The organism is Rhizobium sp. SJZ105 (assembly GCF_007828365.1).
Lineage (GTDB): Bacteria > Pseudomonadota > Alphaproteobacteria > Rhizobiales > Rhizobiaceae > Agrobacterium > Agrobacterium tumefaciens.
Map to the genome: position 1 here is coordinate 18,324 of NZ_VIUP01000002.1, position 23,205 is coordinate 41,528.

Here is a 23,205-nt window from a genome sequence, read left to right on the forward strand (position 1 = left end):
CGAAATCGTGCGAGACAGCGATGACTGACCGCATATCTGGATTTATTAGGGATATTCGATCCAACGCAAGCCTTTATCGCGCAAGCCAACGGATTGCGCGATAAATCTCGGTTTCGCCAAGATTCCGCCCGTTACCAGAGCTTCACGTGGCGGTTCACATCCTTGTAGAGCAGGTAGCGGAAACGGCCCGGCCCGCCTGCATAGCAAGCCTGCGGGCAAAAAGCGCGCAGCCACATGAAATCACCCGCCTGCACTTCCACCCAATCCTCGTTAAGCCGGTAAACCGCCTTTCCTTCCAGCACGTAAAGACCGTGCTCCATGACATGGGTTTCCATGAAAGGAATGGTAGCGCCCGGCTCCAGGCTGACGATGTTGAGGTGCATGTCGTAACGCACGTCGTCGGGATCGATAAACCGGGTGGTCGCCCATTTGCCGTCCGTATCGGGCATCGCCGACAGAGCGTGTTCATCTTCATGCGTGAAGATCGCCGGCGGCGGCTCTAGCCCGTCCACCGCCTGAAACGCCTTGCGGACCCAGTGGAACTTGACCGGTGCCGTGCCGGAATTGCGCAGCTGCCAGCGCGAGCCGGCGGGCAGGAAGGCGAAGGAGCCGGTCCGCAACGCATGCTGCACGCCCTCAAACTCCACGGTCATTTCGCCATCAACGACAAAGATCGCCGCTTGCGCCCTTGCGTCCGGCTCCGGCCGCTCGCTGCCGCCGCCGGGCTGCACTTCAACGATATATTGCGCAAAAGTCTCGGCAAAACCGGTCATCGGCCGGGCGATGATCCAGGCCCGCGTCCCGGTCCAGTGCGGGAGCACGCTCGTCACGATATCGGACATGACGGTTTTGGGGATGACCGCATAGGCAGTCTTGAAAACAGCCTTGCTAGACAGCAGTTCCGTCTGCCCCGGCAGACCGCCCATATCCGAATAATATTTCTTCATTTCAGCCATTCCATTCTGCAACGCATTTCGCGCGAATTCTTAGGCCTGTAGCGACGTTTAATCAAATAATTATTGGCGTGCACAGGGCGTGCCGCCCGCATGGTAAAATGCGGGCGGCCTATTTCGCGCGGACATGTGAAACGAGGTTGGGCTCAGGCCTTTTTGCGCATCGTGGCATAGACGATATTGTGGTTTTCGCCGAAAAATACCTCCGCCTCGATACTTGCGGGATCGGCGCTGGCGTTGACGATCCGCCACATATCCGCCTTCGAACGCAACAGCAGCGCCCAGTTCATGAAGGTCTCCATGTAGCCATCGACCACAATGTCTTCGGAGAAGTTGGCGAAGAGGAACATTCCGCCGGGCTTCAGCATCTCCATGCAGCGCCGCGTGAGCTTGATCGCCACCTTGTCGTTCAGGTAATCGTAAAGACCGGCGGCATATACCAGATCGAATTTGCCGAGCTCGTGCGAACGCAGGACGATGTCACGCACCGAACCGTCAATCGCCTCGATGCAGCTGCCGTTGAAATCGCGGGCAACGGAACCGACACTCAGGGGATCTTGATCAAGCGCCACCCAGCGCCGGATCTTGCCCTCTTTCAAGGCTACGGATGCATCCGCCTCGCGCAGATGTCCCGATGCAATGGTGAGGATTTCCGTTTCGCTTCCATGCCGCGCCGCAGCCTCGTCGACAAACCGGGTCAGCAAATCCCGCCGCTCGCGGACAGCGACCGAGGAGCTGGCGTCCTTCGTATAATCGTAGAGAGCCGCGCCAAGCGGCGTTGCGTTCTTCACCTTATCGGCAACGCTGTCGTGACCGTAGATGAAGTCGAGAAGCTGCGCATCGCCCGAATAGCCCCGCGGCTTTTCGAACGACCAGCGCGTGAAGGGATCTTCCAGAAAATAGTCCGACACGGAGTGATTCTGCACCAGAGGAATCAGTTCAGCCCACACGCTTGAGTGGAGCTTTTCGCGCAGGCCATGCAGTGCGCCAGCCGTTCGATGTATTATCTCATGTGCTGAAACACCATTTTCGAACTGCTGTTGTGCCAATTCGAGAATGATCGCTATCTCTGCTTTCGCAACTGCGAAATGCTCATCGAACGCTTCCGTTTTCCGTGCAAAAATCTCTTTTGCGACAGTATCAGGAGTGATCAGACTTGCCCCGTCCAGATTTCTTTTCTTTACCTGCCTCACTTCAGCCTCCAGTATTAACACATTGTTAACTATACGTTTCTGGGAGACGGAAGGCCACTCGCTTTCGATTTTTGAGCAGTGTAGGGATACATTAGTTTATTAGCGTATTTTTTTGGTCACACTCGTGGACCGGAGGAGAAAGCGGATACGCGATTTAGTGAAACTTAATGTTGCGAGCGTATGATGCGCTCTTGCTTTTCATGTTTCCGCCCGCATGGAGAGAAATCGGCAGGAAATCGCGCTTAGCGTGAAAGTACACGCAAAGGTCGAATAAGCAGTTACTTGATAAAGTATACGCAACACTATGGGAAAGTGCATGAAGCACACGTTAGGCGAGGTGAGTGGACAGCAAGAATATCGGCGGCCGGACGCCCGATTTTCTGATGAACTTCTTGCCCTTTACCAGCAGGAAGGTGAGCGTAGCCGCCGGGGTTCGATCAGGCGGGGCCTGTGGACGGCTGTTTTCATCTATCTGCTATTTGCCATTACCGACATCATTCTGGTGCCCGACGTCGCCTTTTACACCATAATCGCAAGAGTTATCGTCGTCCTGACGTCCCTGCTGACGCTCGAAATTCAATTGCGCATGGGCGCGAGCACCGCCGCACTTGACCTCACCTGCGCCACTGCGCTCGTCATGGGCTATATTGGCTGGCTTGTGCCCTCGCTCTTGACCGACAATCTCGAAAACATGTCCTATTACATGGTTTTCGGGGCGATCTTCATGATGGGCGCCAATCTGTTTTTCACCTTCCGCTTCCATCTTTCGCTCGTGTCATCGGGCATCATTCTCGTCACCTACTTTCTGGCGGCGACGCAGTTCCCCGAAGATGCGTTCTACAAGCTCGCTTTCGGCACCTTCTATATCTCCTGCTTCGTCTTCACCTCTTACGTGAACTGGAACCTGAACCGGGAACGCTACCACGTCTTTCTCAACGCACTGGAGGCCAAGGCCCAGCAGAAAGCGGCGGACGAGCGCGGGCAGGCGCTGTTGCGGCTTTCAAATACCGATTCACTGACAGGCCTGCAGAACCGCCGCGCCATCGACCAGCATCTGCGCCTGTTGTGGGACAATTGGAGCAAGAAGGGGGAAGGTTTCGCCGTCTTTCTGATCGACGTGGATTTCTTCAAGAAATACAATGATCGCTACGGCCACCAGGAAGGCGACAAGTGCCTCGTGACAGTGGGCAACGCCCTGCAGGACGCGATCATCGACCATGGCGCCTCCATCGGACGTTATGGCGGTGAGGAGTTCATCGTACTCGCTCCGTTCAAGTCCAGACAGCAGGTGGGTGAGCTTGCCGAAACCATCCGCCACACCGTCGAAGACCTGTCGCTTTCGCACGATCAGCGCCGGGACGGAACCTTCATCGTCACCGTCAGCATTGGCGCGTCTTTCACCCGTCCCAATCCGGATGGCAAGCTCGAAAAGATCATCAACGAGGCCGACCGGGCGCTTTATATTGCCAAGGCCAATGGCCGCAATTGCATGAAGCTGTTCGATCCGGACGATCCGCAGACCAGCGACGAAACCGAAAATATCGCCGCACTTCTGAAAATCGCTGTCGCGGAAAACCTCGTTTCTCTCGTCTATCAGCCGATCCTCAACATATCGACCAACGAGACAGCAGGAGCCGAAGCGTTGATGCGGCTTCGCCTGCTCGACGGTGGCTCCGTTTCGCCCGGCACCTTTATCCCGATTGCCGAACGCACCGGCACGATAATGGAGCTCGGTCTCTGGACCATAAAGACCGCCTGCCGGCAGATACTGGCCGATGACAAGGTATCGGTGGTCAGCGTCAACGTATCGCCGATGCAGCTGAAGAACCCTGGTTTTGCCACTTCGGTCGCAGCGATCCTCGTTGAGGCAGGGATTGCCGGCGGCAGGCTGGCCTTCGAGATCACCGAGGGTCTGGATATGGAGATGCATTCGGATGTATTACGCTGTCTGAACGATCTGAAGACGCTCGGCATCAATATATGGCTGGATGATTTCGGAACCGGATTTGCGGGCCTTTCCTGGCTGCGGATGACGGATTTCGATACCGTAAAGATTGACCGCTCCTTCCTGCATGACAGCAAGACACCCCGCGGCCGGGCGATGTTGCAGGACATGATCCGTCTCATCCGCAATCGCGGCCACAAGATCCTGATCGAAGGCGTGGAGACGGAAGAGCAGCTGAGGCTCGTGCGCCAGCTAGAGATCGATTATGCGCAGGGTTATTATATCGGACGCCCGGTCGTCGCCGAAAGGCTGAACGTGGCGACTACCCCCTACCCGCAGCCCAAAATGCTACAGCGCCCCGCCTGACGATGCGATGGCGGTGGCAAGCCGCCGTCACCGACAGGCCCCGTCTTAGTGATATGCGGGCGGAATGATCGAGAATTTTGCCGCAAGTTCCGAAAACGCAGCACGCGTGACGGGATCGACAGGTGCGCCCTCCCTCTCCCGCTTTGCCGCTACCGCCCATTCACGATCGCCCGGCGCCATGACCTTGCAGTCCTCCCGCGCTGGCGATCCCCGCAGTACCTCGAGATAGCGTTTCATGCCCTCGTCGAACACTTCGCGCTCAAGGAAGGCTTCGGGCTTCAACGCCAGGACGAAGGCCCCAAGCCCGCGCGGCTTGGAAAAATCTGGCCCCGACATTGGGGCGATATCGAAACTGAGCTTCATGCCGCTGAGAACGGCGCTAAAGATTTCCACCATTCCCGCAAGCGCCGCTCCCTTGAAACCAAAGGCACCGCCCAGCGGAGCCAGCATTTCAACGGCATTGGGGTTCTGCGTGTCGATACCGTCGCCATCAGACGCAACTCCTTCCGGCAATTGCTCTTCCAGGCTGCGGTAAAGCAGAACCCGGTTATAGGGCACGGCGCTGGTGGCCATGTCCAAAAGCCAGGGCATGTCATCGGCTGCCGGCACGCCGACTGCAATGGGGTTGGTGCCGTGGAAACGCATCGCGCCGTCATGCAGGCGCACGAAACTGTCGGAGTTGCAAAAGGCAATGCCGATATACCCCTGCCGCGCCGCCTCCAGCACGTAAGCGCCGGCCGGGCCGAAATGCGAGGAATTCCTGATCGCAACGGCGCCGATGCCGAATTTCCCAGCAAGCGCCATGGCGCTGTCCATGGCCGCATAGGTAGCGCGGGCGCCATGGGCATGGTCGGCATCGATCGTCTCCACTGCGCCGAAGCCGGACACGCGGCTGATCTGCGGCCGCGGATTGAGACGCCCGCCTTCAAGTCCTGCGATGTAGTGAGCAAGAAGCCGAACGCCGTGGCTGTCTACGCCCAGCCGTGTGCCATGCATCATGGCGCGGGTCGCCGCATCGGCGGTTTCATCATCGGTGCCGACAGCCAGGAAAACGGAACGGCAAAACCGCTCCAGTTCATCCAGCCTTGCGAGGACAGTGATATTTTCATTGCTGTGCGACATCAGGGGAACCTCCCGATTCCAGAATCCATGCCGCACAAGCTAGTCACGGGGCGCGTTTTTGCAATCGAATATCGCGCCCCGAATGGATCAATCAGTCGTCGCCGCCAATCGCCTCGTAGGTGTCGCGCTCACCGGCGATGATGGCGCGCTTGCCGACATGGTTGGCGGGACCGACAATGCCTTCCTGCTCCATACGCTCGACCAGGGAGGCGGCACGATTGTATCCGATCGACAGGCGGCGCTGGATATAGGAGGTGGAGCATTTCTTGTCGCGCATCACCACCTTAACGGCCTTTTCATAGAGATCGTCGCTATCGTCGTCGCCCATCGATGTCTTGTCGAAGACCGCCGTTTCCTCTTCCGCCTCGTCGTCAGCCTCGTCGGCGTCTTCCGTAACGGTGCCGAGATATTCAGGCCGACCTTGGGTCTTCAGATGCGCCACGACCTTTTCCACTTCCTCGTCCGACACGAACGGACCGTGGACACGGGAGATGCGGCCGCCACCCATCATGTGCAGCATGTCGCCCTGGCCGAGCAGATGTTCGGCACCCTGTTCGCCAAGGATGGTGCGGCTGTCGATCTTCGAGGTCACCTGGAAGGAAATGCGGGTGGGGAAGTTGGCCTTGATCGTGCCGGTGATGACATCGACCGAGGGGCGTTGGGTGGCCATGATGAGATGGATACCGGCAGCGCGCGCCATCTGCGCAAGACGCTGGATCGCGCCTTCGATCTCCTTGCCTGCGACCATCATCAGGTCGGCCATCTCGTCGACGATGACGACGATATAGGGCATGGCGGTGAGGTCCATTTCCTCCTGCTCGTAGACAGCTTCGCCGGTTGCGCGGTCGAAGCCGGTCTGCACGTTGCAGAACACCGTCTCCCCTTTGGCGCGGGCGGCAGCGGCCCTTGCGTTGTAACCGTCGATATTGCGCACACCGAGACGCGACATCTTGCGATAGCGGTCTTCCATTTCGCGTACGGCCCATTTCAGTGCCATGACCGCCTTCTTCGGATCGGTGACGACAGGGGTCAGAAGATGCGGAATGCCGTCATAAACCGAAAGCTCGAGCATCTTGGGATCGACCATGATCAGCCGGCATTCCTCCGGCTTCAACCGGTAGAGCAGCGACAGGATCATGGTGTTGATGGCGACCGACTTGCCCGAACCGGTGGTACCGGCAACGAGCAGATGCGGCATCTTCGCCAGTTCGGCGATGACAGGTTCGCCGCCAATGGTCTTGCCAAGGCAAAGGGCCAGCTTCTGGCGGGTCTCGCTGTAATCGGTCGCTTCGATAAGCTCGCGCAGATAGACCGTCTCGCGCACCGGATTGGGAAGCTCGATACCGATGACATTGCGGCCGGGCACGACGGCGACACGCGCCGAGAGTGCCGACATCGAGCGGGCGATATCGTCCGACAGGCCGATAACGCGCGAGGACTTCACGCCGGGGGCGGGCTCGAATTCGTAAAGCGTCACAACTGGGCCGGGGCGCACATCGATGATCTCACCCTTGATGCCGAAATCCTCCAGCACGCTTTCCAGCAGGCCGGCGCTTTGCTCGAGCGCCTCCGGCGTCATGGTCGTGGTCTGCTGGACGCGAGCCTGCTGCAGAAGATCGATGGAGGGGTATTCATATTCGCCGTCTGCAAAGACCGGCGCTTCCCGGAACATCGGCTGCGAGGCCTGGATGGGCGCGCGGGGCGTGAAACGCGGCTCGGCAACGATTCTTTCCGCCAGCTGAACCTGCTCAACAGGTCTCTGCGGCTCAGCAACTGCGACCGTCTCCACGACCGGCTGCGGAACGATCTCTGGTTCAACGACCTGAGTTGGGACTGGAATTGCAGGATGATGCACGCCGATTTCGCGGTAAAGCCTGATCGCTGAACCACCCGGAATCCTGATGACGGGCGGTACGGCCGAAAGCCGGATTGCCGGAGCGGCCGGAGATGCGGATGCCAGCGTCGGGGCAATCGCAGGCGCTGTCAGCAACGGGTTTGCGAGAACGGTGCGCGCAGATGCGGGAAGGCCTTCGCCGGCGTCATCCGGCAGATCGAGCGTCATCACTTCCCAGAAAAGCTCATCCGGCAGATGGGCGGCAAAGGCGGGAATGGATGCCTGCGGCGTTGCAACCTGTTCAACAGATGCAACCGACGCGGCGGGCAGCGGCTGAACAGGTGAATCGTTTCCCGGTACCGGCGCTTCGAAGACGGCGGCTGCGTCAACCGGCTGAGGCGGCATCAGCGCTGCTGCAGCGGCTTCTTCCGCCTGTTTGCGCGCAAGCTCCAGTCGTAATTTGTAGGTCAGCGCCCTTGCGCCCCGCGCATCCGGCGGCTGCGGCAGAAACGGCATGCGTGGCGGCTGAATGCGCGGCTCCGGCGACTTTACCACCGTCGCAAGTGCAGGCTCCTGTACAGTAGCCTCCGGCTGCACGACCATCTCAGGCTCGGCAGTTTCAGACAGGATGTCGGTGGGTGCCTCCTCTTCCGCAAGATGCGGCGTCTCGACCGGCATGCGCCGGCTAAAGGCGCTTTCCGGCGTGCGGGTGAAACGCACATTCGGGCCAAGCACGAAAGCATTCTGCCAGCCCGGCATTTCAGCGCGGCCTTCGATGGCGTCCGCAGCGCTGACATCGGCATTCGGCCGGGGCACAACACCCGCCTTCATTGCCGCGGCCTGGTCCTGACCGGCAACGGCCTTGCCGCCGGCATGACGAGCCTTATCGCTCCCCTCCCCTACGCTATTGGACGAATTCTGGAATCTGGATCGGGAGAAGCTCATGGCAGCGTGCACACTCATCATAAACGTACATATTTCGGTCTCCCTGAAATAGAAAATAAAGGTTAATTACCCCTTTCCAAACCGGGTCACGCAGGCAGAATTTCGCTTTAGCCACAGGTGAGACGTGACATGCACCAGCAAGGAATCGGCACTCCAAGCCTCTATATTTATTGCGTTAAATCAGTTTTTCATCGCCGTTTTACGGCAACCGGCGCGGCTTAAGAAAAGGGGAGTGACGCCTTGGAGCATATTGTTTCCGCAAGCGGTCGCGCAACGTAAAATCATTGCTGTAAAGCCCGTGAATTAACGTGGACACTGCTGCGGTTGCAGTCTTAAGATCGGGCAGGCCGCGGCCCAGCGGAAAGGCCCGCCCGCCCTCATTCCGGAGTGAACCTCATGTCGCCTGTCCACCTGTCCCGCCGCTCGCTTCTCAAAACCTCGCTCCTTCTTGCCGCAACCACCGGACTTGCGGGCATTGCCGCCGCGCAGCAGTCAAAGCCCGGTGGGCGGTTGATCGTTGCGGCCGATTCGGAGCCGAAGAACCTCAACCCGGCCATCGTTGCCTCCAACGGCGTGTTCTACATCTCGAGCAAGATCGTTGAGCCGCTGGCGGAAGCCTCCTTCAATGGCAGGGACGGGCTGGAACCAAGGCTTGCGACGGAATGGCATGGATCGGAGGACGGCTTGAGTGCCACGTTCAAGCTGCGCGAAGGCGTGACCTGGCATGACGGCAAACCCTTCACCTCCGCAGATGTGGCCTTTTCCGCACTTTCTGTTTGGAAGCCGCTGCAAAACCTTGGGCGGCTGGTCTTTGCCAATCTTGAAAAAGTGGATACGCCTGATGACCACACGGCCATTTTCCGCTTCTCCAAGCCGACACCCTTCCAGCTCATCCGCAACGCTTTGCCGGTTGTCACCAGCGTCGTGCCGAAACATCTTTATGAAGGCAGCGATATCGCCACCAATCCGACCAATACGAAACCAGTCGGCACCGGACCTTTCGTTTTTGCGGAATATAAGCCCGGCGAATATTACCGCCTGACCCGCAATCCCAATTACTGGGGCAAGAACCAGCCGCAACTCGATGAGATCATCTATCGCGTTCTGCCCGACCGGGCGGGCGCCGCTTCTGCGCTTGAAGCCGAAGAAATCCACCTCGCGGCCTTTTCCGCCGTGCCGCTTGCCGATCTTGCCCGCATCGCGAAGGAGCCGGGCATCAAGGTCATCCCGGAGGGTTACGAAGCCCTCACCTATCAGCTCGTCGTGGAAATCAACCACCGCCGCAAGGAACTGGCCGACCTCAAGGTCAGGAAGGCGATCGCCCACGCCATCGACAAGAAATTCGTCATCGACAAGGTCTTCCTCGGTTACGCCACAGCATCGACCGGCCCCGTACCGAAAAATGCACCCCAGTTTTACACGGGAGACGTTGAAACATACGATTTCGACGTCGCCAAGGCGAACGCCCTGCTGGACGAGGCGGGTTATGCACGCGGAGCGAACGGAACGCGATTTTCACTGAAGCTTCTGCCGGCGCCTTACTTCAATGAAACCAAGCAATTCGGTTCCTATCTTCGCCAGGCGCTACAGGAAATCGGCATCGATGCTGAGCTGGTCAACAATGATGCCGCCGCGCACCAGAAGGCCGTCTATACCGACCATGCCTTCGATCTCGCCATCGCGCCCCCGGTCTTCCGTGGCGATCCGGCGATCTCCACCACCATTCTCGTGCGCTCCGGCATTCCAGCCGGCGTCGGCTTCTCCAATCAGGGAGGCTATGAGAACAAGGCGCTCGATGCACTGATCGACAAGGCGGCGGAAACCGTGGATACGGCAGCCCGCACGGTACTATACAAGGATTTCCAGAAGCAGGTCGCCGCCGATCTGCCGCTGATCAATGTCGCCGAATGGGGTTTCATCACGGTTGCGCGCGATACTGTCAAACACGTCGCCAGCAATCCACGCTGGGCCGTTTCCAACTGGGCGGATACGGTGGTCGGCACCTGAGGAAGCGCCGTGAGGCGCGCGGCGACATTGCTACGGCGAAGGGTGATCAGCGCCATTCCAGTGCTGCTGATCGTTCTGGTCTTTACCTTCGTGCTGCTTGAAAACGCATCCGGTGACGCGGTTGACGCCTATCTCGTCACCATCGGCGGCGGCGACGCCGGACTGCGGGATGCCCTGCGCGAGCAATATGGTCTGAACGGTTCGGTGTTGGCCCGCTTCTGGCTTTACGCCAGCTCGGTGCTGCGACTTGATTTCGGCTGGTCGCTTGCGTTTGACCGACCGGTGCTGGGGCTGATACTCGAACGGCTGCCGAACACGCTGCTCCTGATGGGCAGTGCCACCGCACTTGCTTTCATCATCGGCACCGCGCTCGGCATCCTGGCGGGCGCCCGTCCCGGCGGGTTGACCGACCGGGTACTCTCGGCCCTGTCGCTGGCGCTTTACGCCACGCCGGGCTTCTGGCTCGGCCTTGTGCTCGCCATCGTCTTTGCCGTGCAACTGAGGTGGCTGCCAACATCCGGCATCGAAACCATCGCATCCGGAAAACAGGGATTTGCAAGGGCGCTCGATATTGCCCGCCATCTTGTCCTGCCGGTCGCCAGTCTCGGGCTGATCTATCTGGCGCTTTTCCTGCGCGTCATGCGTACTGCCATGGCGGCGGTCTGGCCGCTGGATTTCGTGCTCTTCGCCAAGGCCAAGGGGCTTTCGAGACGGCGGATCGTGCTGCGCCATGTCGCACGCAACGCCGCACTGCCCCTCGTCACCGTGCTTGGCCTGCAAGCGGCAACCATGCTCGGCGGCAGCGTGGTGATCGAGAGCGTTTTTGCCATTCCCGGTTTTGGCCGGCTTGCGCAGGAAGCCGTCAGCGGCCGCGACACACCGCTCTTGATGGGCATTATTTTGACAAGCGCCGTTTTCGTTATCCTGATCAATCTCGTCGTTGATATTCTCTATGCCGTGTTCGATCCGCGCATCGGCAGCGGGGAGCAACAGACATGAGTTTCACTCTCCGGCTCCTGCGCAGTTTCGAAGGTGCGGCAGGTGCCATCATCCTGACACTGCTAGCTGTGACGGCGCTCGCCGCTCCCCTTCTGTTTCCCGGTGACCCGCTGTCGATCGTCGGTGAGCCGCTCATCGCGCCCTTCTCCCACGCCGCCTCCCCCCTCGGCACCGACCGGTTGGGCCGCGATGTACTGGCGGGACTTGCCCACGGTGCGCAGGCATCCCTGCTCGTCGGCATCGGCGCTGCCGCTGCCGCCCTCATGATCGGCACCGTCGTCGGCACAATTGCCGGATTTGCCGGTGGCCTCGTGGATGAGGCGCTGATGCGTGTTACCGACGCCTTCCAGATCGTGCCGAATTTCCTTCTGGCGCTCGCCTTCGTCAGCACCATCGGCCCATCCATGCCCATCGTCATCCTTGCGATTGCGCTTGGCGCCTGGGCGGATCCAGCACGGCTGATGCGGGCGCAGGTGTTGAGTATCCGCGAGCGGGATTACGTGCAGTCCGCCCGCGCCATCGGGATGCATCCGCTGGAGATCGCGTTTCGGCAAATACTTCCCAATGCGCTGCCGCCGGTTCTGGCGCTCGCCGCCATCATCGTCGCAGCCGCTATCCTAACCGAGGCGGCATTGTCCTTCCTCGGCCTCGGCGATCCGAATATCGTCACCTGGGGTTCGATGATCGCGGAAGGACGCAACGTCCTGCGCTCGGCGGCGTTTCTCTCCGTCATCCCCGGCATCGGTCTTCTGGTCACGGTTCTCGGCGTCTATCTTCTCGCGGAGGGAATCAACAAAGCGATGGCGACGAGGAAAGAAACGCCATGAGCGGCAATGCACTCTGCAGGATCGACGATCTCAGCGTCCGCTATGCGGCCGGCGACGGACCGGCGCTGCAGGATATTTCGCTGACAGTCCGGCAGGGACAAAGGCTGGCGATCATCGGCGAAAGCGGTTCGGGCAAATCGACGCTCGCCAAGGCAATTGCCGGGCTCCTGCCTTTGAGCGCACGGGTTTCCGGCGATATTTCCTGGAGCCGCGACAGCGGTCTTTTCACAGACAGGCCGCAGCCGGGCCGCGATATCGGCTATATTTTTCAGGATACCGGTGCGACGCTGAACCCGGTTCTCACCATCGGTGAACAGGTGGCGGAAGGCGCTGTGCGGCATCTGGGCCTTTCATGGAAGCAGGCACGAGATCTTGCCCGCGATCTTCTGGAACGGGTGCGGTTGCCGCATCCCACCCATCTCCTCGGCGCCTATCCGCACCAGCTTTCCGGCGGGCAAAGACAGCGTGTGGCGATTGCAGCCGCCATTGCCGCGCACCCCGCAATCCTGATCGCCGACGAGGCGACGAGCGCGCTCGACACGGTAAGCCAGGCCGCCATTGCCGCACTGCTGGATGGGCTGGTGCGTGAAGAAGAAAGAACGCTGGTCTTCATCACCCATGATATTGGTCTTGCTTCCGGCCTTGCCGACGAGATCGCCGTTCTGCATGCCGGACGGCTGGTGGAGCACGGCACCACCAGGCGGGTGTTATCCGCGCCTGCGCACGACTATACGCGCGCACTGCTCTCCGACTATCTCGACCTTTCGACACCGCCTCTGATCAATGAGGCAGCATCATGAACGAAGCCCTTCTGAGCGTAGAGAACCTCTCGAAAACCTACCGGACCGGCGCACGCACGGTGGAAGCACTGTCCGATATATCCTTTTCGCTTCAGCCCGGCGAGACGCTTGGGCTTGCCGGCCCCTCCGGCTGCGGAAAATCGACACTGGCACGCATCCTGATGCGGCTGATTCCGGCCGACGAAGGCACAGTCCGTTTTGAAAATCGCGACTGGCTGGCGCTTGATGGCGGCGAACTGCGCGCGGCGCGGCGGCATATGCAGATGGTGTTTCAGGATACGCATGGCGCGTTCAACCCGCGCGCCAGCGTCGAGGATGCCATAGGCGAACCGCTGCGTATTCATCGCATCGTCGAACGACGCGAACGCCCGGCGGAAATCCGCCGCCTTCTCGAGCGAGTCGGGCTGCCCGCCAGCTATGCCGGCCGCTCGGTGTTCGAGCTTTCCGGCGGCCAGCGGCAGCGCGTGGCAATTGCCAGAGCCATTGCACTCAAACCATCCCTTCTCATTCTGGACGAGGCCGTTTCAGCGCTCGATGTCTCCGTACGCAGACAAATTCTCGAACTGCTGGTCGAAATACAGCGAGAGACGGCCGTCGCCTGTATTTTCGTTTCCCACGACCTCGCGGTCATCCGCGCCGTCTGCCACCGCGTCGCCATCATGGAGGCGGGTCGGATCGTCGAGATCGGCAGGACAGCAAACATCGTTTCCACGCCGCAATCCTCGACCGCCAGAACCCTGATCGAGGCTGCGCCGCGCCTGACCATCACCACGCAAGGATAAGACATGCCCGCCCCGGATTACGCATTGCTGCTCGACCCGCCCGCCTTTCCAGCAGACCGTTACGCCGCTCTCGCCGACCGGCTGGCGGCGCTGATGGGCACGAAGAACGATGTGCTTCTGGTACAGGCGGAAGCAGTGCTTGCGCTTGAAGCTGCGGCCACCAGCCTCGCGCGGCCTGGTCTGAGAGCGCTCAATATCGTCACTAGTCCCTATGGCGCGTGGTTTGGTGGCTGGCTGGAGCGTGGCGGCGCAACGGTTCGCAACCTGACCACCGCTCCGGCAAAGCCGATATCACTTCACGAGGTCGAGAGAGCGCTGGACGAAGGGCCAGGTTTTGATCTTCTCGCTATCGTGCACGCGGAATCCGCAAGCGGCATTCTCAACCCCCTGCCCGCCATTGCCGCGCTCGCCAAAGACAGAGGCATCGTCACGGTCGTCGATGCCGTCGCTTCCATCGGCGGCCATACCTTCGAGGTTGACCAGCTCGGCATAGATATTGCGGTCATCGGCCCGCAAAAGGCGCTGGCAGGCCCGGCGGGCTTATCCGCCATCTCCGTCAGCGAAAGTGCCTGGAAACTTCTTTCACATGGCAATGCACCTGAGAACTCCATGCTTTCACTTCTCGACCAGAAGAAACTCTGGCTCGATACCGGCCGCGGCGCGCTCCCGGGAACACCTGCGCCGCTGGAATTCTATGCGCTGGAGGCGGCACTCGACCGGATAGAGGCAGAAGGTCTGGCATCCGCAAATGAACGCCACGAACGAGCGGCGACAGCCACTCGTAACGGCATCAAGGCCCTTGGCATGTCGACGTGGGTGGAGGAGACTGACGCGTCTGCTCTGGTTTCGACAGCGATCTTGCCGGACACGGTGGATACCGGCGCATTTCTGGCGGCTGCGTCCAGGGAGCAAGGTGCGGATGTCTCGGGCGGTGTCGGTCGCGGTGCGGAACGGCTGATAAGGCTCAATCACACCGGCCGGCGCGCCAATCCGGATTCGGTGCAAGCCAATATAACCGCTGTTTCAAGCGCCCTGAGAAGCCTCGGCCATGCCGCAGATACCGATTCCGCGCTGGAAGCGGCCGAAAAAGGCTATTCCGGCACCTCCTCGAAGGGTCTCTGACAGCGCCGATAAACGTTCGTTGCGCGAAATCGGGTGCTGGCGGAACGTCAGTCACGCCATTGTTGTTAAAAATGGTAGACAAATTCCTTGGTCAATCTTGACGAAATCATGGCAACGCGCGAAACTTAACGCACTGTTAACTCGCGTGAAGAAGGGAAATGGCCATGGTAGCAGGGTTCAACATGCTCTCCTTTGACCTCTTTGGCATCGGCCGAAGAACGCCCGCCATAAACGAGCGGGTCGAGAAGGATTTGCAGGACAGGACGCCACGCAGACCGGACGACCAGTCCAACGATGACGACCGTGATCAGGAATACGAACTGTTCTTCTGGTCGCTTTATCCTGTGATTTAAGTTTTTAAGCGCAGGCTGACGGGGCGGTTGAAACGTCGTTTTCCCGTCCTGCGGCCTTGGGCCGAAATGTGTTCAGCGTAGCCTCAAACACGGTGAAACAATCGATCCGTGAAGTACACGTTAAACATATGCGACGTCATCCTCGGGCTTGACCCGAGGATTTACAAAATCTCGAAAAATCAAACATTTGCAGATGCTCTGGACAAAGTCCGGGCATGACGATGGAAAGGGCAAAGCCCTTTCCATCAAAGAGCCGTAAACGGCCCTGCCTTAGTGGTTGTCGCGCGGCAGACCCTTGGTCTGGGCAATGCGCTGATACTTAACGGCCGGTTCAAGAACCGCGCCGGTTTCCATCTGGCTGACGATGCCGCGCTGGATTTCCTGCCATGGCGTCTGGTGATCGGGGTACTTGAAGCCGCCCTCGGCGGAGAGCGTTTCGTAACGCTTGGCCAGTTCCTCGCCGGAAATCAGGATGTCGGCCTTGCCACGACCCACATCGATACGAACGCGGTCACCCGTCTGCAAGATGGCCAGACCACCGCCTGCCGCTGCTTCCGGAGAAGCGTTGAGGATGGACGGGCTGCCAGACGTGCCGGACTGGCGGCCGTCACCGATGCAGGGCAGCGAATTGACGCCTTCCTTCAAGAGATAGTCCGGCGCACGCATGTTCACCACTTCTGCCGCACCCGGATAACCGATCGGACCGGCGCCGCGCATGAAGAGAACGGTGTTGGCGTCGATCTTCAGCGACGGATCGTCGATGCGGTGATGGTAATCTTCCGGACCGTCGAACACCACGGCACGGCCTTCGAAGGCTTCCGGGTCGTTCGGGTTGGAGAGATAACGCTTGCGGAATTCTTCCGAGATCACGCTCGTCTTCATGATGGCAGAGGAGAACAGGTTGCCGCGCAGAACACGGAAACCGGCGCGCTCCTTGAGCGGCTGGTCATAGGGACGGATGACCTTTTCGTCTTCGATGATGGCACCACGGCAATTGTCGCCGATGGTTTTGCCATTCACGGTCATGGCGTCTTCCATGATGAGCCCCTGGGTCATCAGCTGGTTGACGACAGCCGGAACGCCGCCGGCATGGTAATAATCCTCGCCGAGATATTCACCGGCCGGCTGCAGGTTGACGAGCAGCGGCACGTCTTCACCGTAGGTCTGCCAGTCATCGACCGTCAGTTCAACGCCGACATGGCGTGCAAGGCCGTTCAGATGGATCGGCGCGTTGGTGGAGCCACCGATGGCCGAGTTGACGCGGATGGCGTTGATGAAGGCATCCTTGGTCATGATGTCGGAAGGCTTAAGGTCTTCCTTGACCATTTCGACGATGCGAAGGCCGGTGAGATAGGAGATTTCCTGACGGTCGCGGTAAGGCGCCGGAATGGCGGCCGAGCCGGGCAGCTGCATGCCGAGTGCTTCGGCAAGCGAGTTCATCGTCGTCGCCGTGCCCATGGTGTTGCAATAGCCGGTGGAAGGTGCGGAAGAAGCGACGAGCTTGACGAAGCCTTGATAATCGATCTCGCCCTTGGCCAGCAGTTCACGCGCTTTCCAGACGATGGTGCCGGAACCGGTGCGCTCGCCACGGAACCAGCCGTTCAGCATGGGGCCGACGGAAAGGGCGATGGCCGGAATGTTGACGGTGGCCGCCGCCATAAGACAGGCAGGCGTGGTCTTGTCGCAGCCGATGGTCAGAACAACGCCGTCGAGCGGATAGCCGTAAAGCACTTCCACGAGGCCGAGATAGGCGAGGTTGCGATCGAGACCCGCCGTCGGGCGCTTGCCGGTTTCCTGGATCGGATGCACCGGAAATTCAATGGCAATGCCGCCCGCTTCACGAATGCCTTCGCGCAGGCGATGCGCCAGCTCCAGATGGTGGCGATTGCAGGGCGAAAGGTCCGAGCCGGTCTGCGCGATGCCGATGATAGGGCGATCGGACTGAAGCTCGGCCTGGCTGAGACCGAAGTTCATGTAACGCTCGAGATAAAGCGCGGTCATATCAGCGTTTGCGGGGTTATCGAACCACGCGCGCGAACGAAGCTTGCCTTGGGTTGCGGGCAGATTGTCGGATTTGGTCATGATGCGGTCTCCAGCCGGAAGTGGCCAACGGTAAAATATTACGAAATGCGACAAGCTTATGTTGTGCGCAAGGAAAATGGAATCAGCTTCTCGGAAGCACGCATAACCGACAGACGAGCGCCAGACGAGTGACCTGGAGCCGTTCTTCAGCTTTAGCCGAATATTTTTCGGTGTTTACGACCATACCGACGTTGCGCAATGGCCTCTTCCCTCCCTGCCTTGCCGGATTGTAACTGACCCCGAGGCCCCACATTCCGTCACGACGTGACTTGCTTATTTGTATTACTATTAGATAGCGTCGCGGCCTGTCAAGCCGGATCAGACTATATTACGGGCGAGTTTTGCGCGGCGAAGAAATTAGAACACACACAATAAATCATTGATTTCTAATAATTTAATGCTGCGCCTCAATAAAATCGGCATCACGTGAATTGGAAATCCGCTAAAAAACCCCTTTTCAAGAGTATTACTATATGCTCATAGTGACGTCGTCACGCTGACATCATTTCTGGGAGGATAAGATGAGAAAAGCTCTTGCGGCAATCACTGTCGCCGTTTCCGCATGCCTTGCATCCAGTGTTTCCGCACAATCGCTGACAGTCGGCTTCTCGCAGATCGGCTCCGAATCCGGATGGCGCGCCGCTGAAACCACTGTCACCAAGCAGCAGGCCGAAAAGCGCGGCGTTACGCTGAAATTCGCCGACGCACAGCAGAAGCAGGAAAACCAGATCAAGGCCGTTCGCGGCTTCATCGCGCAGGGCGTCGATGCGATCCTGATCGCACCTGTCGTCGCAACCGGCTGGGACGCCGTGCTGAAGGAAGCAAAGGAAGAAAAAATCCCCGTCATCCTGCTCGATCGCCAGATCGAGGCGCCGGATGATCTTTACCTGACCGCGGTCACCTCGGATCAGGTTCACGAAGGCAAGGTTGCCGGCGACTGGCTCGTCAAGGATGTCGGCGCGAAGGACTGCAAGGTTGTCGAATTGCAGGGCACGACCGGCTCTTCGCCCGCCATCAACCGTAAGAAGGGCTTCGAAGAAGCCATCGCTTCGCACAAGAACATCAAGATCGTGCGCTCGCAGACGGGTGACTTCACCCGTACCAAGGGCAAGGAAGTGATGGAAAGCTTCATCAAGGCCGAAGGCGGCGGCAAGGATATCTGTGCCGTGTACGCTCACAATGACGACATGGCCGTCGGCGCGATCCAGGCGATCAAGGAAGCCGGCCTGAAGCCGGGATCCGACATCAAGGTCGTGTCCATCGATGCCGTACCTGACATCTTCAAGGCCATGGCCGCCGGTGAAGCCAATGCGACGGTTGAACTGACACCTGACATGGCCGGTCCTGCCTTCGACGCTCTCGAAGCCTATCTGAAAGACAAAAAGGCACCGGCGAAGTGGATTCAGACCGAATCCAAGCTCTACACGGCGTCTGACGACCCGATGAAGGTCTACGAGGCGAAGAAGGGTCTGGGTTACTAATAGACCCCCTTATCTTCGGAAGGAGCGGCATGTCATGCGTGCCGCTCCGTCACAGCTTCTTTCATGCAGGGCCTGCGCAATGTCCGAAACGGCACCACTTCTGGAAGCACGCGCCATCGGTAAATCCTTTCTCGGGATAACGGCGCTGGACGGCGTCGATTTTTCGCTCGGGCGCGGTGAAATTCACGCGCTTCTCGGCGAAAACGGCGCGGGGAAATCAACACTCATCAAGATACTGACCGGCGTTTACCACCGCGACAGCGGCTCCATCTTTCTGGAAGGTAGCGAGATATCGCCCACCAATGTCGGCGAAGCGCAGGCCCTCGGTATCGGCACCGTCTATCAGGAAGTAAACCTTCTCGAAAATCTGACTGTTGCCGAAAACCTCTTTCTCGGCCGACAACCGCATCGCTTCGGGCTCATTGACAGAGCATCGATGCAGAGACAATCGCAGGCGCTGCTGTCCCAATACGGGCTTTCGATCGACGTCAACGCCCTGCTTTCCAGCTATTCCGTGGCTATCCGCCAGATCATCGCCATTGCCCGCGCCGTCGATCTTTCCGGCAAGGTTCTGGTGCTGGACGAGCCGACCGCCAGCCTCGATGCCCATGAGGTCGAGATGCTGTTCGGTGTGCTGCGGAACTTGCGCGCGCGGGGTATCGGCATCGTCATCATCACCCACTTCCTAAACCAGGTCTACGATATCGCAGACCGTGTCACGGTTTTGCGCAACGGCCGCCTCGTTGGCACGCGCGACATCGGCAACCTGCCGAGGTCCGAACTCATCGCCATGATGCTGGGCCGCGAGCTTCAGCACATCACCCACGAGCATCAGGCCACTGACGACACGGTTGCCGAGGGCGAACCGCCGATCCGTTTCGAGGGGTACGGCAAACGCGGCAGCATCGCCCCCTTCGACCTCGGCATTCGTCCGGGAGAGATCGTCGGCGTCGCCGGTCTTTTGGGGTCGGGACGAACGGAAACGGCTTTCCTGCTGTTCGGCATCGACAAGCCCGATACCGGCAAGGCCACGATAGACGGAAAGACCATCGCTCTTTCTTCGCCTGAGGCCGCAATCACGGCCGGCTTCGGTTTCTGCCCGGAGGAGCGCAAGACTGACGGTATCATCGGCGACTTTTCCGTGACCGACAATATTGCTCTGGCTCTCCAGGCCCGCCAGGGGTGGGCGCGGCCGCTTTCGCGCCGGCAGAAGGTGGAACTGGCCGAAAGCTTCATCAAATCGCTGGACATCCGCCCGGCCGATCCTGACCGGCCGATAAAATTCCTGTCCGGCGGCAACCAGCAGAAAGCCATTCTGGCGCGCTGGCTTGCAACCCATCCCCGGCTTCTTATCCTCGATGAGCCGACCCGTGGTATCGATATCGGCGCCCATGCGGAAATCCTCAAAATGATCGAAAAACTCTGCACCGAGGGCATGTCGCTCGTCGTCATCTCGTCCGAACTGGAAGAACTGACCGCCGTTGCCCACCGGGTCGTCGTGCTGTCCGACCGCCGGCATGTCAGCGAATTGAAGGGCGGCGAGGTGACGGCCGACAACATCATGCGGGCAATTGCGGATGCGGCCAGAACGGAGGCGGCATGATGGTGGCTGTGACAAGGCGCCTGAAAAGGCTTGCTCCCCAACTGATCGCCCTCATCGTCATTCTGGCAGCGATTACAATCGTTTCGCCGGGCTTCCTGCATGTTTCGTTCCAGAACGGCAGGCTTTACGGCAGTCTGATGGATATTCTCGTGCGTGCCGCACCCGTGGCGCTCCTGACCATTGGCATGACGCTGGTGATCGCTACCAAGGGCATCGATCTGTCGATCGGTGCTGTTATCGCCATTTGTGGCGCGGTGGCTGCAACACTCATCAGCAACGGCCATTCCATCCCAACCGTCATCGCCATCTCGCTTGCTGTCGGCATTGCCTGCGGCCTGTGGAACGGGGTGCTGGTCGCCCTTCTCGACATCCAGCCGATTATCGCCACGCTGATCCTGATGGTGGCGGGGCGCGGCATCGCCCAGCTCATCACCGAAGGCGTCATTCTCACCTTCAACGACGACAGCTTTTCCGCCATCGGCTCCGGCTCCTTCGCAGGCGTTCCCCTGCCCGTCATCATCTGGATGGCGGCGGCGCTGGTAATCGGCCTTCTGGTGCGCAAGAGCGCGCTCGGTTTTCTGATCGAGGCAACCGGCATCAATCGCCGCGCGGCGGCACTTGCCGGTGTGCGGGCACGCTTCCTGCTGTTTTTCGTCTACGCCGTATCCGGTCTCTGCGCGGCCATCGCCGGCATGATCGTGACCGCCGACATTCGCGGCGCGGATGCCAACAATGCCGGGCTGTGGCTGGAACTGGACGCCATATTGGCGGTGGTGATCGGTGGTACATCGCTGAATGGCGGCCGCTTCTCCATCACCGCATCGCTGATCGGCGCGCTCATCATCCAGACCATCAATACCGGCATTCTGGTCTCCGGTTTCCCGCCGGAATTCAACCTCATCATCAAGGCTGGCATCATCATGGTGGTGCTCACGCTGCAATCGCCGGCAATCATGGCGGTTCTGGGCTTTGTCAAAACGCCAAAGCCACACGCAAAACCGGCCACGGCTAACGGAATGACCAAGGAAGGTACCGCGCGATGATCCACAGCCGCAATCTTCCGTTCCTCACCACACTGACGATCTTCCTCATCGCCTATCTTCTGTGCGTGCTGCAATATCCGGCGATCCTGTCGACACGGGTGATCGGCAATCTATTGACCGACAATGCCTTTCTCGGCATCGCTGCCGTTGGCATGACTTTCGTGATCCTGTCGGGTGGCATCGATCTGTCCATCGGCTCCGTCATCGCCTTCACCAGCGTTTTCGTGGCTGTCATGGTCGGCACCTATAATATTCACCCGCTGTTGGCCTTCGCCATCGTGCTCGTGATCTCAACGCTGTTCGGCTGCTTGATGGGGGCGATGATACGCTTCCTGTCGATCCCGCCATTCGTGGTGACGTTGGCGGGTATGTTCCTGGCGCGTGGCGCGGCCTATCTGATCTCGACGCAATCCGTACCGATCTCGCATCCCTTCATCGATGCGATACAGGGATTTTATTTCCGCTTTCCCGGCGGCGGCAGGCTGACAGCACTTGCTATTGTCATGCTTCTCGTCTTTGCCGCCGGCATGCTGATTGCCAGCCGCACCCGCTTCGGCGCGAATGTCTACGCACTTGGCGGTAACCCGCAATCGGCCGAACTGATGGGGGTGCCGATCGGTACAACGACAATCGGCATCTACGCACTTTCCGGGTTCCTGTCCGGCCTCGCCGGCATCGTCTACACGCTCTACACCTCATCGGGTTATTCGTTGGCGACGGTGGGCGTGGAGCTGGACGCTATTGCAGCTGTTGTCATTGGGGGAACGCTTCTGACGGGTGGAATGGGGCTGGTGGCGGGCACCTTCGTCGGACTGCTGATCCAGGGGTTGATCCAGACCTACATCGTTTTTGACGGAACCCTGTCATCCTGGTGGACCAAAATCGTTATTGGCGTGCTGCTTTTTGTCTTCATCGTGTTGCAGCGCGCAATCATCTGGTATTCAAACAGGAGACTGGCCGGACCACATCCGGCATAACCAACACGGAGGCTTTATTGGGGCTGCTCGAAACGACGATAAGCGGGCGAAAACGCCGGAACAGCCACGCGCATGTGGTCTCCGAACTCGGCAGCGCCATCGTCTCGGGCAGGATTGCGGAAGGATCCTTGCTGCCTAACGATGCCGAACTGTCTCTCCGTTTCGGGGTCTCGCGCACCGTATTGCGCGAGACGATGAAGACGCTGGCGGCCAAGCGGCTGGTCGAACCCAAGGCAAAGGTCGGCACCCGCGTCCTCGACCGTTCGAGCTGGAACTTCTTTGACCCGGATGTGCTGGGCTGGCGCTGCGAGGCCGGAATAGACCAGGAATTCGTGACACATCTGGCGGAAATCCGCCTCGCGCTCGAGCCGGCGGCGGCGGCAGCTGCCGCGCTTCAGGCATCGAATGACGATATCGTTTCCCTTTATGTGATTGCCGCCAAATTCGACAATCCGCAGCATACGCCGGAAACCATCGCCAAGGTCGATCTCGAATTCCACCTCGCCGTGGCGCACATGTCCGGCAATCCCTTCATGCGTTCGGCAAGCGGGCTGATCGAGGCCGCCCTTGCGATCTCATTCCAGCTTTCATCCCCGGCCTCGTCGCCCGGAACCATCGCCGAGATCGCCGCAAACCATCTGCGGATCGTGCACGCCATCGCCGCCCGTGATGCGGACGCCGCCGTGAAAGCCATGCGCCATGTAATCGAGGTCGGCAAGGACCGGACGCGAAAGGCAATCAAGACGCCTTGAAGGCGAAAAGCCTATCGAC

General features: G+C 59.6%; 18 protein-coding genes. 13 read left to right on the forward strand and 5 right to left on the reverse strand.

Going from position 1 to position 23,205, the window contains the following annotated elements; all coding sequences use genetic code 11:
- Positions 1–131: 131 nt before the first annotated feature.
- Both FB593_RS09355 and FB593_RS09360 read right to left on the reverse strand, forming a co-directional pair.
- Positions 132–956, reverse strand: coding sequence for a bifunctional allantoicase/(S)-ureidoglycine aminohydrolase (locus FB593_RS09355; protein WP_065659479.1), 825 nt, complete (start codon positions 954–956; stop codon positions 132–134).
- Positions 957–1,099: 143 nt separating this feature from the next.
- The gene (locus FB593_RS09360; protein WP_013761484.1) at positions 1,100–2,146 is read right to left on the reverse strand and encodes a class I SAM-dependent methyltransferase; all 1,047 of its coding nucleotides are present in this window, start codon (positions 2,144–2,146) and stop codon (positions 1,100–1,102) included.
- 316 nt (positions 2,147–2,462) lie between these two features.
- Between FB593_RS09360 and FB593_RS09365 the strand changes: the two genes are divergently transcribed.
- The gene (locus tag FB593_RS09365) at positions 2,463–4,457 is read left to right on the forward strand and encodes a putative bifunctional diguanylate cyclase/phosphodiesterase (RefSeq protein WP_013761485.1); all 1,995 of its coding nucleotides are present in this window, start codon (positions 2,463–2,465) and stop codon (positions 4,455–4,457) included.
- A gap of 45 nt (positions 4,458–4,502) precedes the next feature.
- On the opposite strand, the gene FB593_RS09370 is transcribed toward FB593_RS09365, so the two are convergent.
- Complete coding sequence (locus FB593_RS09370) at positions 4,503–5,579, reverse strand: Ldh family oxidoreductase (RefSeq protein WP_111842577.1); 1,077 nt, start codon at positions 5,577–5,579, stop codon at positions 4,503–4,505.
- Between the two features lie 91 nt (positions 5,580–5,670).
- A complete protein-coding gene (locus FB593_RS09375; protein ID WP_145166517.1) occupies positions 5,671–8,379 on the reverse strand; it encodes a DNA translocase FtsK in 2,709 nt (902 codons plus the stop codon).
- 375 nt (positions 8,380–8,754) lie between these two features.
- Between FB593_RS09375 and FB593_RS09380 the strand changes: the two genes are divergently transcribed.
- From FB593_RS09380 to FB593_RS09410, 7 genes are all read left to right on the forward strand, one after another.
- Positions 8,755–10,365 (forward strand): ABC transporter substrate-binding protein, encoded by a 1,611-nt coding sequence (locus tag FB593_RS09380; protein WP_145166518.1) that lies wholly within the window; start codon positions 8,755–8,757, stop codon positions 10,363–10,365.
- A gap of 9 nt (positions 10,366–10,374) precedes the next feature.
- The gene (locus tag FB593_RS09385) at positions 10,375–11,364 is read left to right on the forward strand and encodes an ABC transporter permease (protein WP_111842575.1); all 990 of its coding nucleotides are present in this window, start codon (positions 10,375–10,377) and stop codon (positions 11,362–11,364) included.
- Positions 11,361–12,191: an ABC transporter permease gene (locus FB593_RS09390; protein ID WP_111801420.1), complete on the forward strand. Its 831-nt coding sequence runs from the start codon at positions 11,361–11,363 to the stop codon at positions 12,189–12,191. Before FB593_RS09385 ends, FB593_RS09390 begins: the two co-directional genes overlap by 4 nt.
- Positions 12,188–12,991 (forward strand): ABC transporter ATP-binding protein, encoded by an 804-nt coding sequence (locus FB593_RS09395; RefSeq protein WP_111801421.1) that lies wholly within the window; start codon positions 12,188–12,190, stop codon positions 12,989–12,991. Before FB593_RS09390 ends, FB593_RS09395 begins: the two co-directional genes overlap by 4 nt.
- Entirely contained in the window at positions 12,988–13,773 is a 786-nt protein-coding gene (locus tag FB593_RS09400; RefSeq protein WP_111802567.1) for an ABC transporter ATP-binding protein, read from the forward strand. Before FB593_RS09395 ends, FB593_RS09400 begins: the two co-directional genes overlap by 4 nt.
- 3 nt (positions 13,774–13,776) lie before the next feature.
- Positions 13,777–14,895, forward strand: coding sequence for a pyridoxal-phosphate-dependent aminotransferase family protein (locus FB593_RS09405; protein ID WP_111801423.1), 1,119 nt, complete (start codon positions 13,777–13,779; stop codon positions 14,893–14,895).
- A 158-nt stretch (positions 14,896–15,053) separates the two neighbouring features.
- On the forward strand, positions 15,054–15,248 hold the full coding sequence (locus FB593_RS09410; RefSeq protein ID WP_013761494.1) for a hypothetical protein: 195 nt from the start codon (positions 15,054–15,056) through the stop codon (positions 15,246–15,248).
- 270 nt (positions 15,249–15,518) lie between these two features.
- On the opposite strand, the gene FB593_RS09415 is transcribed toward FB593_RS09410, so the two are convergent.
- Entirely contained in the window at positions 15,519–17,330 is a 1,812-nt protein-coding gene (locus FB593_RS09415) for an IlvD/Edd family dehydratase (RefSeq protein WP_003510695.1), read from the reverse strand.
- 521 nt (positions 17,331–17,851) lie between these two features.
- On the opposite strand from FB593_RS09415, the gene ytfQ reads away from it, so the two are divergent.
- The 5 genes from ytfQ to FB593_RS09440 all read left to right on the forward strand — a co-directional run bounded on the left by ytfQ (position 17,852) and on the right by FB593_RS09440 (position 23,186).
- Positions 17,852–18,811, forward strand: a complete 960-nt coding sequence (gene ytfQ / locus FB593_RS09420; protein ID WP_003510698.1) for a galactofuranose ABC transporter, galactofuranose-binding protein YtfQ — start codon at positions 17,852–17,854, stop codon at positions 18,809–18,811.
- 79 nt (positions 18,812–18,890) lie between these two features.
- Positions 18,891–20,414 (forward strand): sugar ABC transporter ATP-binding protein, encoded by a 1,524-nt coding sequence (locus FB593_RS09425; RefSeq protein ID WP_035251439.1) that lies wholly within the window; start codon positions 18,891–18,893, stop codon positions 20,412–20,414.
- A complete protein-coding gene (locus FB593_RS09430) occupies positions 20,414–21,457 on the forward strand; it encodes an ABC transporter permease (RefSeq protein ID WP_162632755.1) in 1,044 nt (347 codons plus the stop codon). Before FB593_RS09425 ends, FB593_RS09430 begins: the two co-directional genes overlap by 1 nt.
- Positions 21,454–22,434, forward strand: a complete 981-nt coding sequence (gene yjfF / locus FB593_RS09435) for a galactofuranose ABC transporter, permease protein YjfF (RefSeq protein ID WP_003510704.1) — start codon at positions 21,454–21,456, stop codon at positions 22,432–22,434. Before FB593_RS09430 ends, yjfF begins: the two co-directional genes overlap by 4 nt.
- 17 nt (positions 22,435–22,451) lie before the next feature.
- Entirely contained in the window at positions 22,452–23,186 is a 735-nt protein-coding gene (locus tag FB593_RS09440) for a FadR/GntR family transcriptional regulator (protein ID WP_013761497.1), read from the forward strand.
- The last annotated feature ends 19 nt before the right edge of the window (positions 23,187–23,205 follow it).

What these genes read in the sequence shown, in the direction of transcription:
- FB593_RS09355 (WP_065659479.1), bottom strand. Translation starts at nt 956, where the DNA reads ATGGCTGAAATGAAGAAATATTATTCGGATATGGGCGGTCTGCCGGGG.
- FB593_RS09365 (WP_013761485.1), top strand. Translation starts at nt 2,463, where the DNA reads ATGAAGCACACGTTAGGCGAGGTGAGTGGACAGCAAGAATATCGGCGG.
- FB593_RS09370 (WP_111842577.1), bottom strand. Translation starts at nt 5,579, where the DNA reads ATGTCGCACAGCAATGAAAATATCACTGTCCTCGCAAGGCTGGATGAA.
- FB593_RS09375 (WP_145166517.1), bottom strand. Translation starts at nt 8,379, where the DNA reads ATGATGAGTGTGCACGCTGCCATGAGCTTCTCCCGATCCAGATTCCAG.
- FB593_RS09380 (WP_145166518.1), top strand. Translation starts at nt 8,755, where the DNA reads ATGTCGCCTGTCCACCTGTCCCGCCGCTCGCTTCTCAAAACCTCGCTC.
- FB593_RS09390 (WP_111801420.1), top strand. Translation starts at nt 11,361, where the DNA reads ATGAGTTTCACTCTCCGGCTCCTGCGCAGTTTCGAAGGTGCGGCAGGT.
- FB593_RS09395 (WP_111801421.1), top strand. Translation starts at nt 12,188, where the DNA reads ATGAGCGGCAATGCACTCTGCAGGATCGACGATCTCAGCGTCCGCTAT.
- FB593_RS09400 (WP_111802567.1), top strand. Translation starts at nt 12,988, where the DNA reads ATGAACGAAGCCCTTCTGAGCGTAGAGAACCTCTCGAAAACCTACCGG.
- FB593_RS09405 (WP_111801423.1), top strand. Translation starts at nt 13,777, where the DNA reads ATGCCCGCCCCGGATTACGCATTGCTGCTCGACCCGCCCGCCTTTCCA.
- FB593_RS09410 (WP_013761494.1), top strand. Translation starts at nt 15,054, where the DNA reads ATGGCCATGGTAGCAGGGTTCAACATGCTCTCCTTTGACCTCTTTGGC.
- FB593_RS09415 (WP_003510695.1), bottom strand. Translation starts at nt 17,330, where the DNA reads ATGACCAAATCCGACAATCTGCCCGCAACCCAAGGCAAGCTTCGTTCG.
- ytfQ (WP_003510698.1), top strand. Translation starts at nt 17,852, where the DNA reads ATGAGAAAAGCTCTTGCGGCAATCACTGTCGCCGTTTCCGCATGCCTT.
- FB593_RS09425 (WP_035251439.1), top strand. Translation starts at nt 18,891, where the DNA reads ATGTCCGAAACGGCACCACTTCTGGAAGCACGCGCCATCGGTAAATCC.
- FB593_RS09430 (WP_162632755.1), top strand. Translation starts at nt 20,414, where the DNA reads ATGGTGGCTGTGACAAGGCGCCTGAAAAGGCTTGCTCCCCAACTGATC.
- yjfF (WP_003510704.1), top strand. Translation starts at nt 21,454, where the DNA reads ATGATCCACAGCCGCAATCTTCCGTTCCTCACCACACTGACGATCTTC.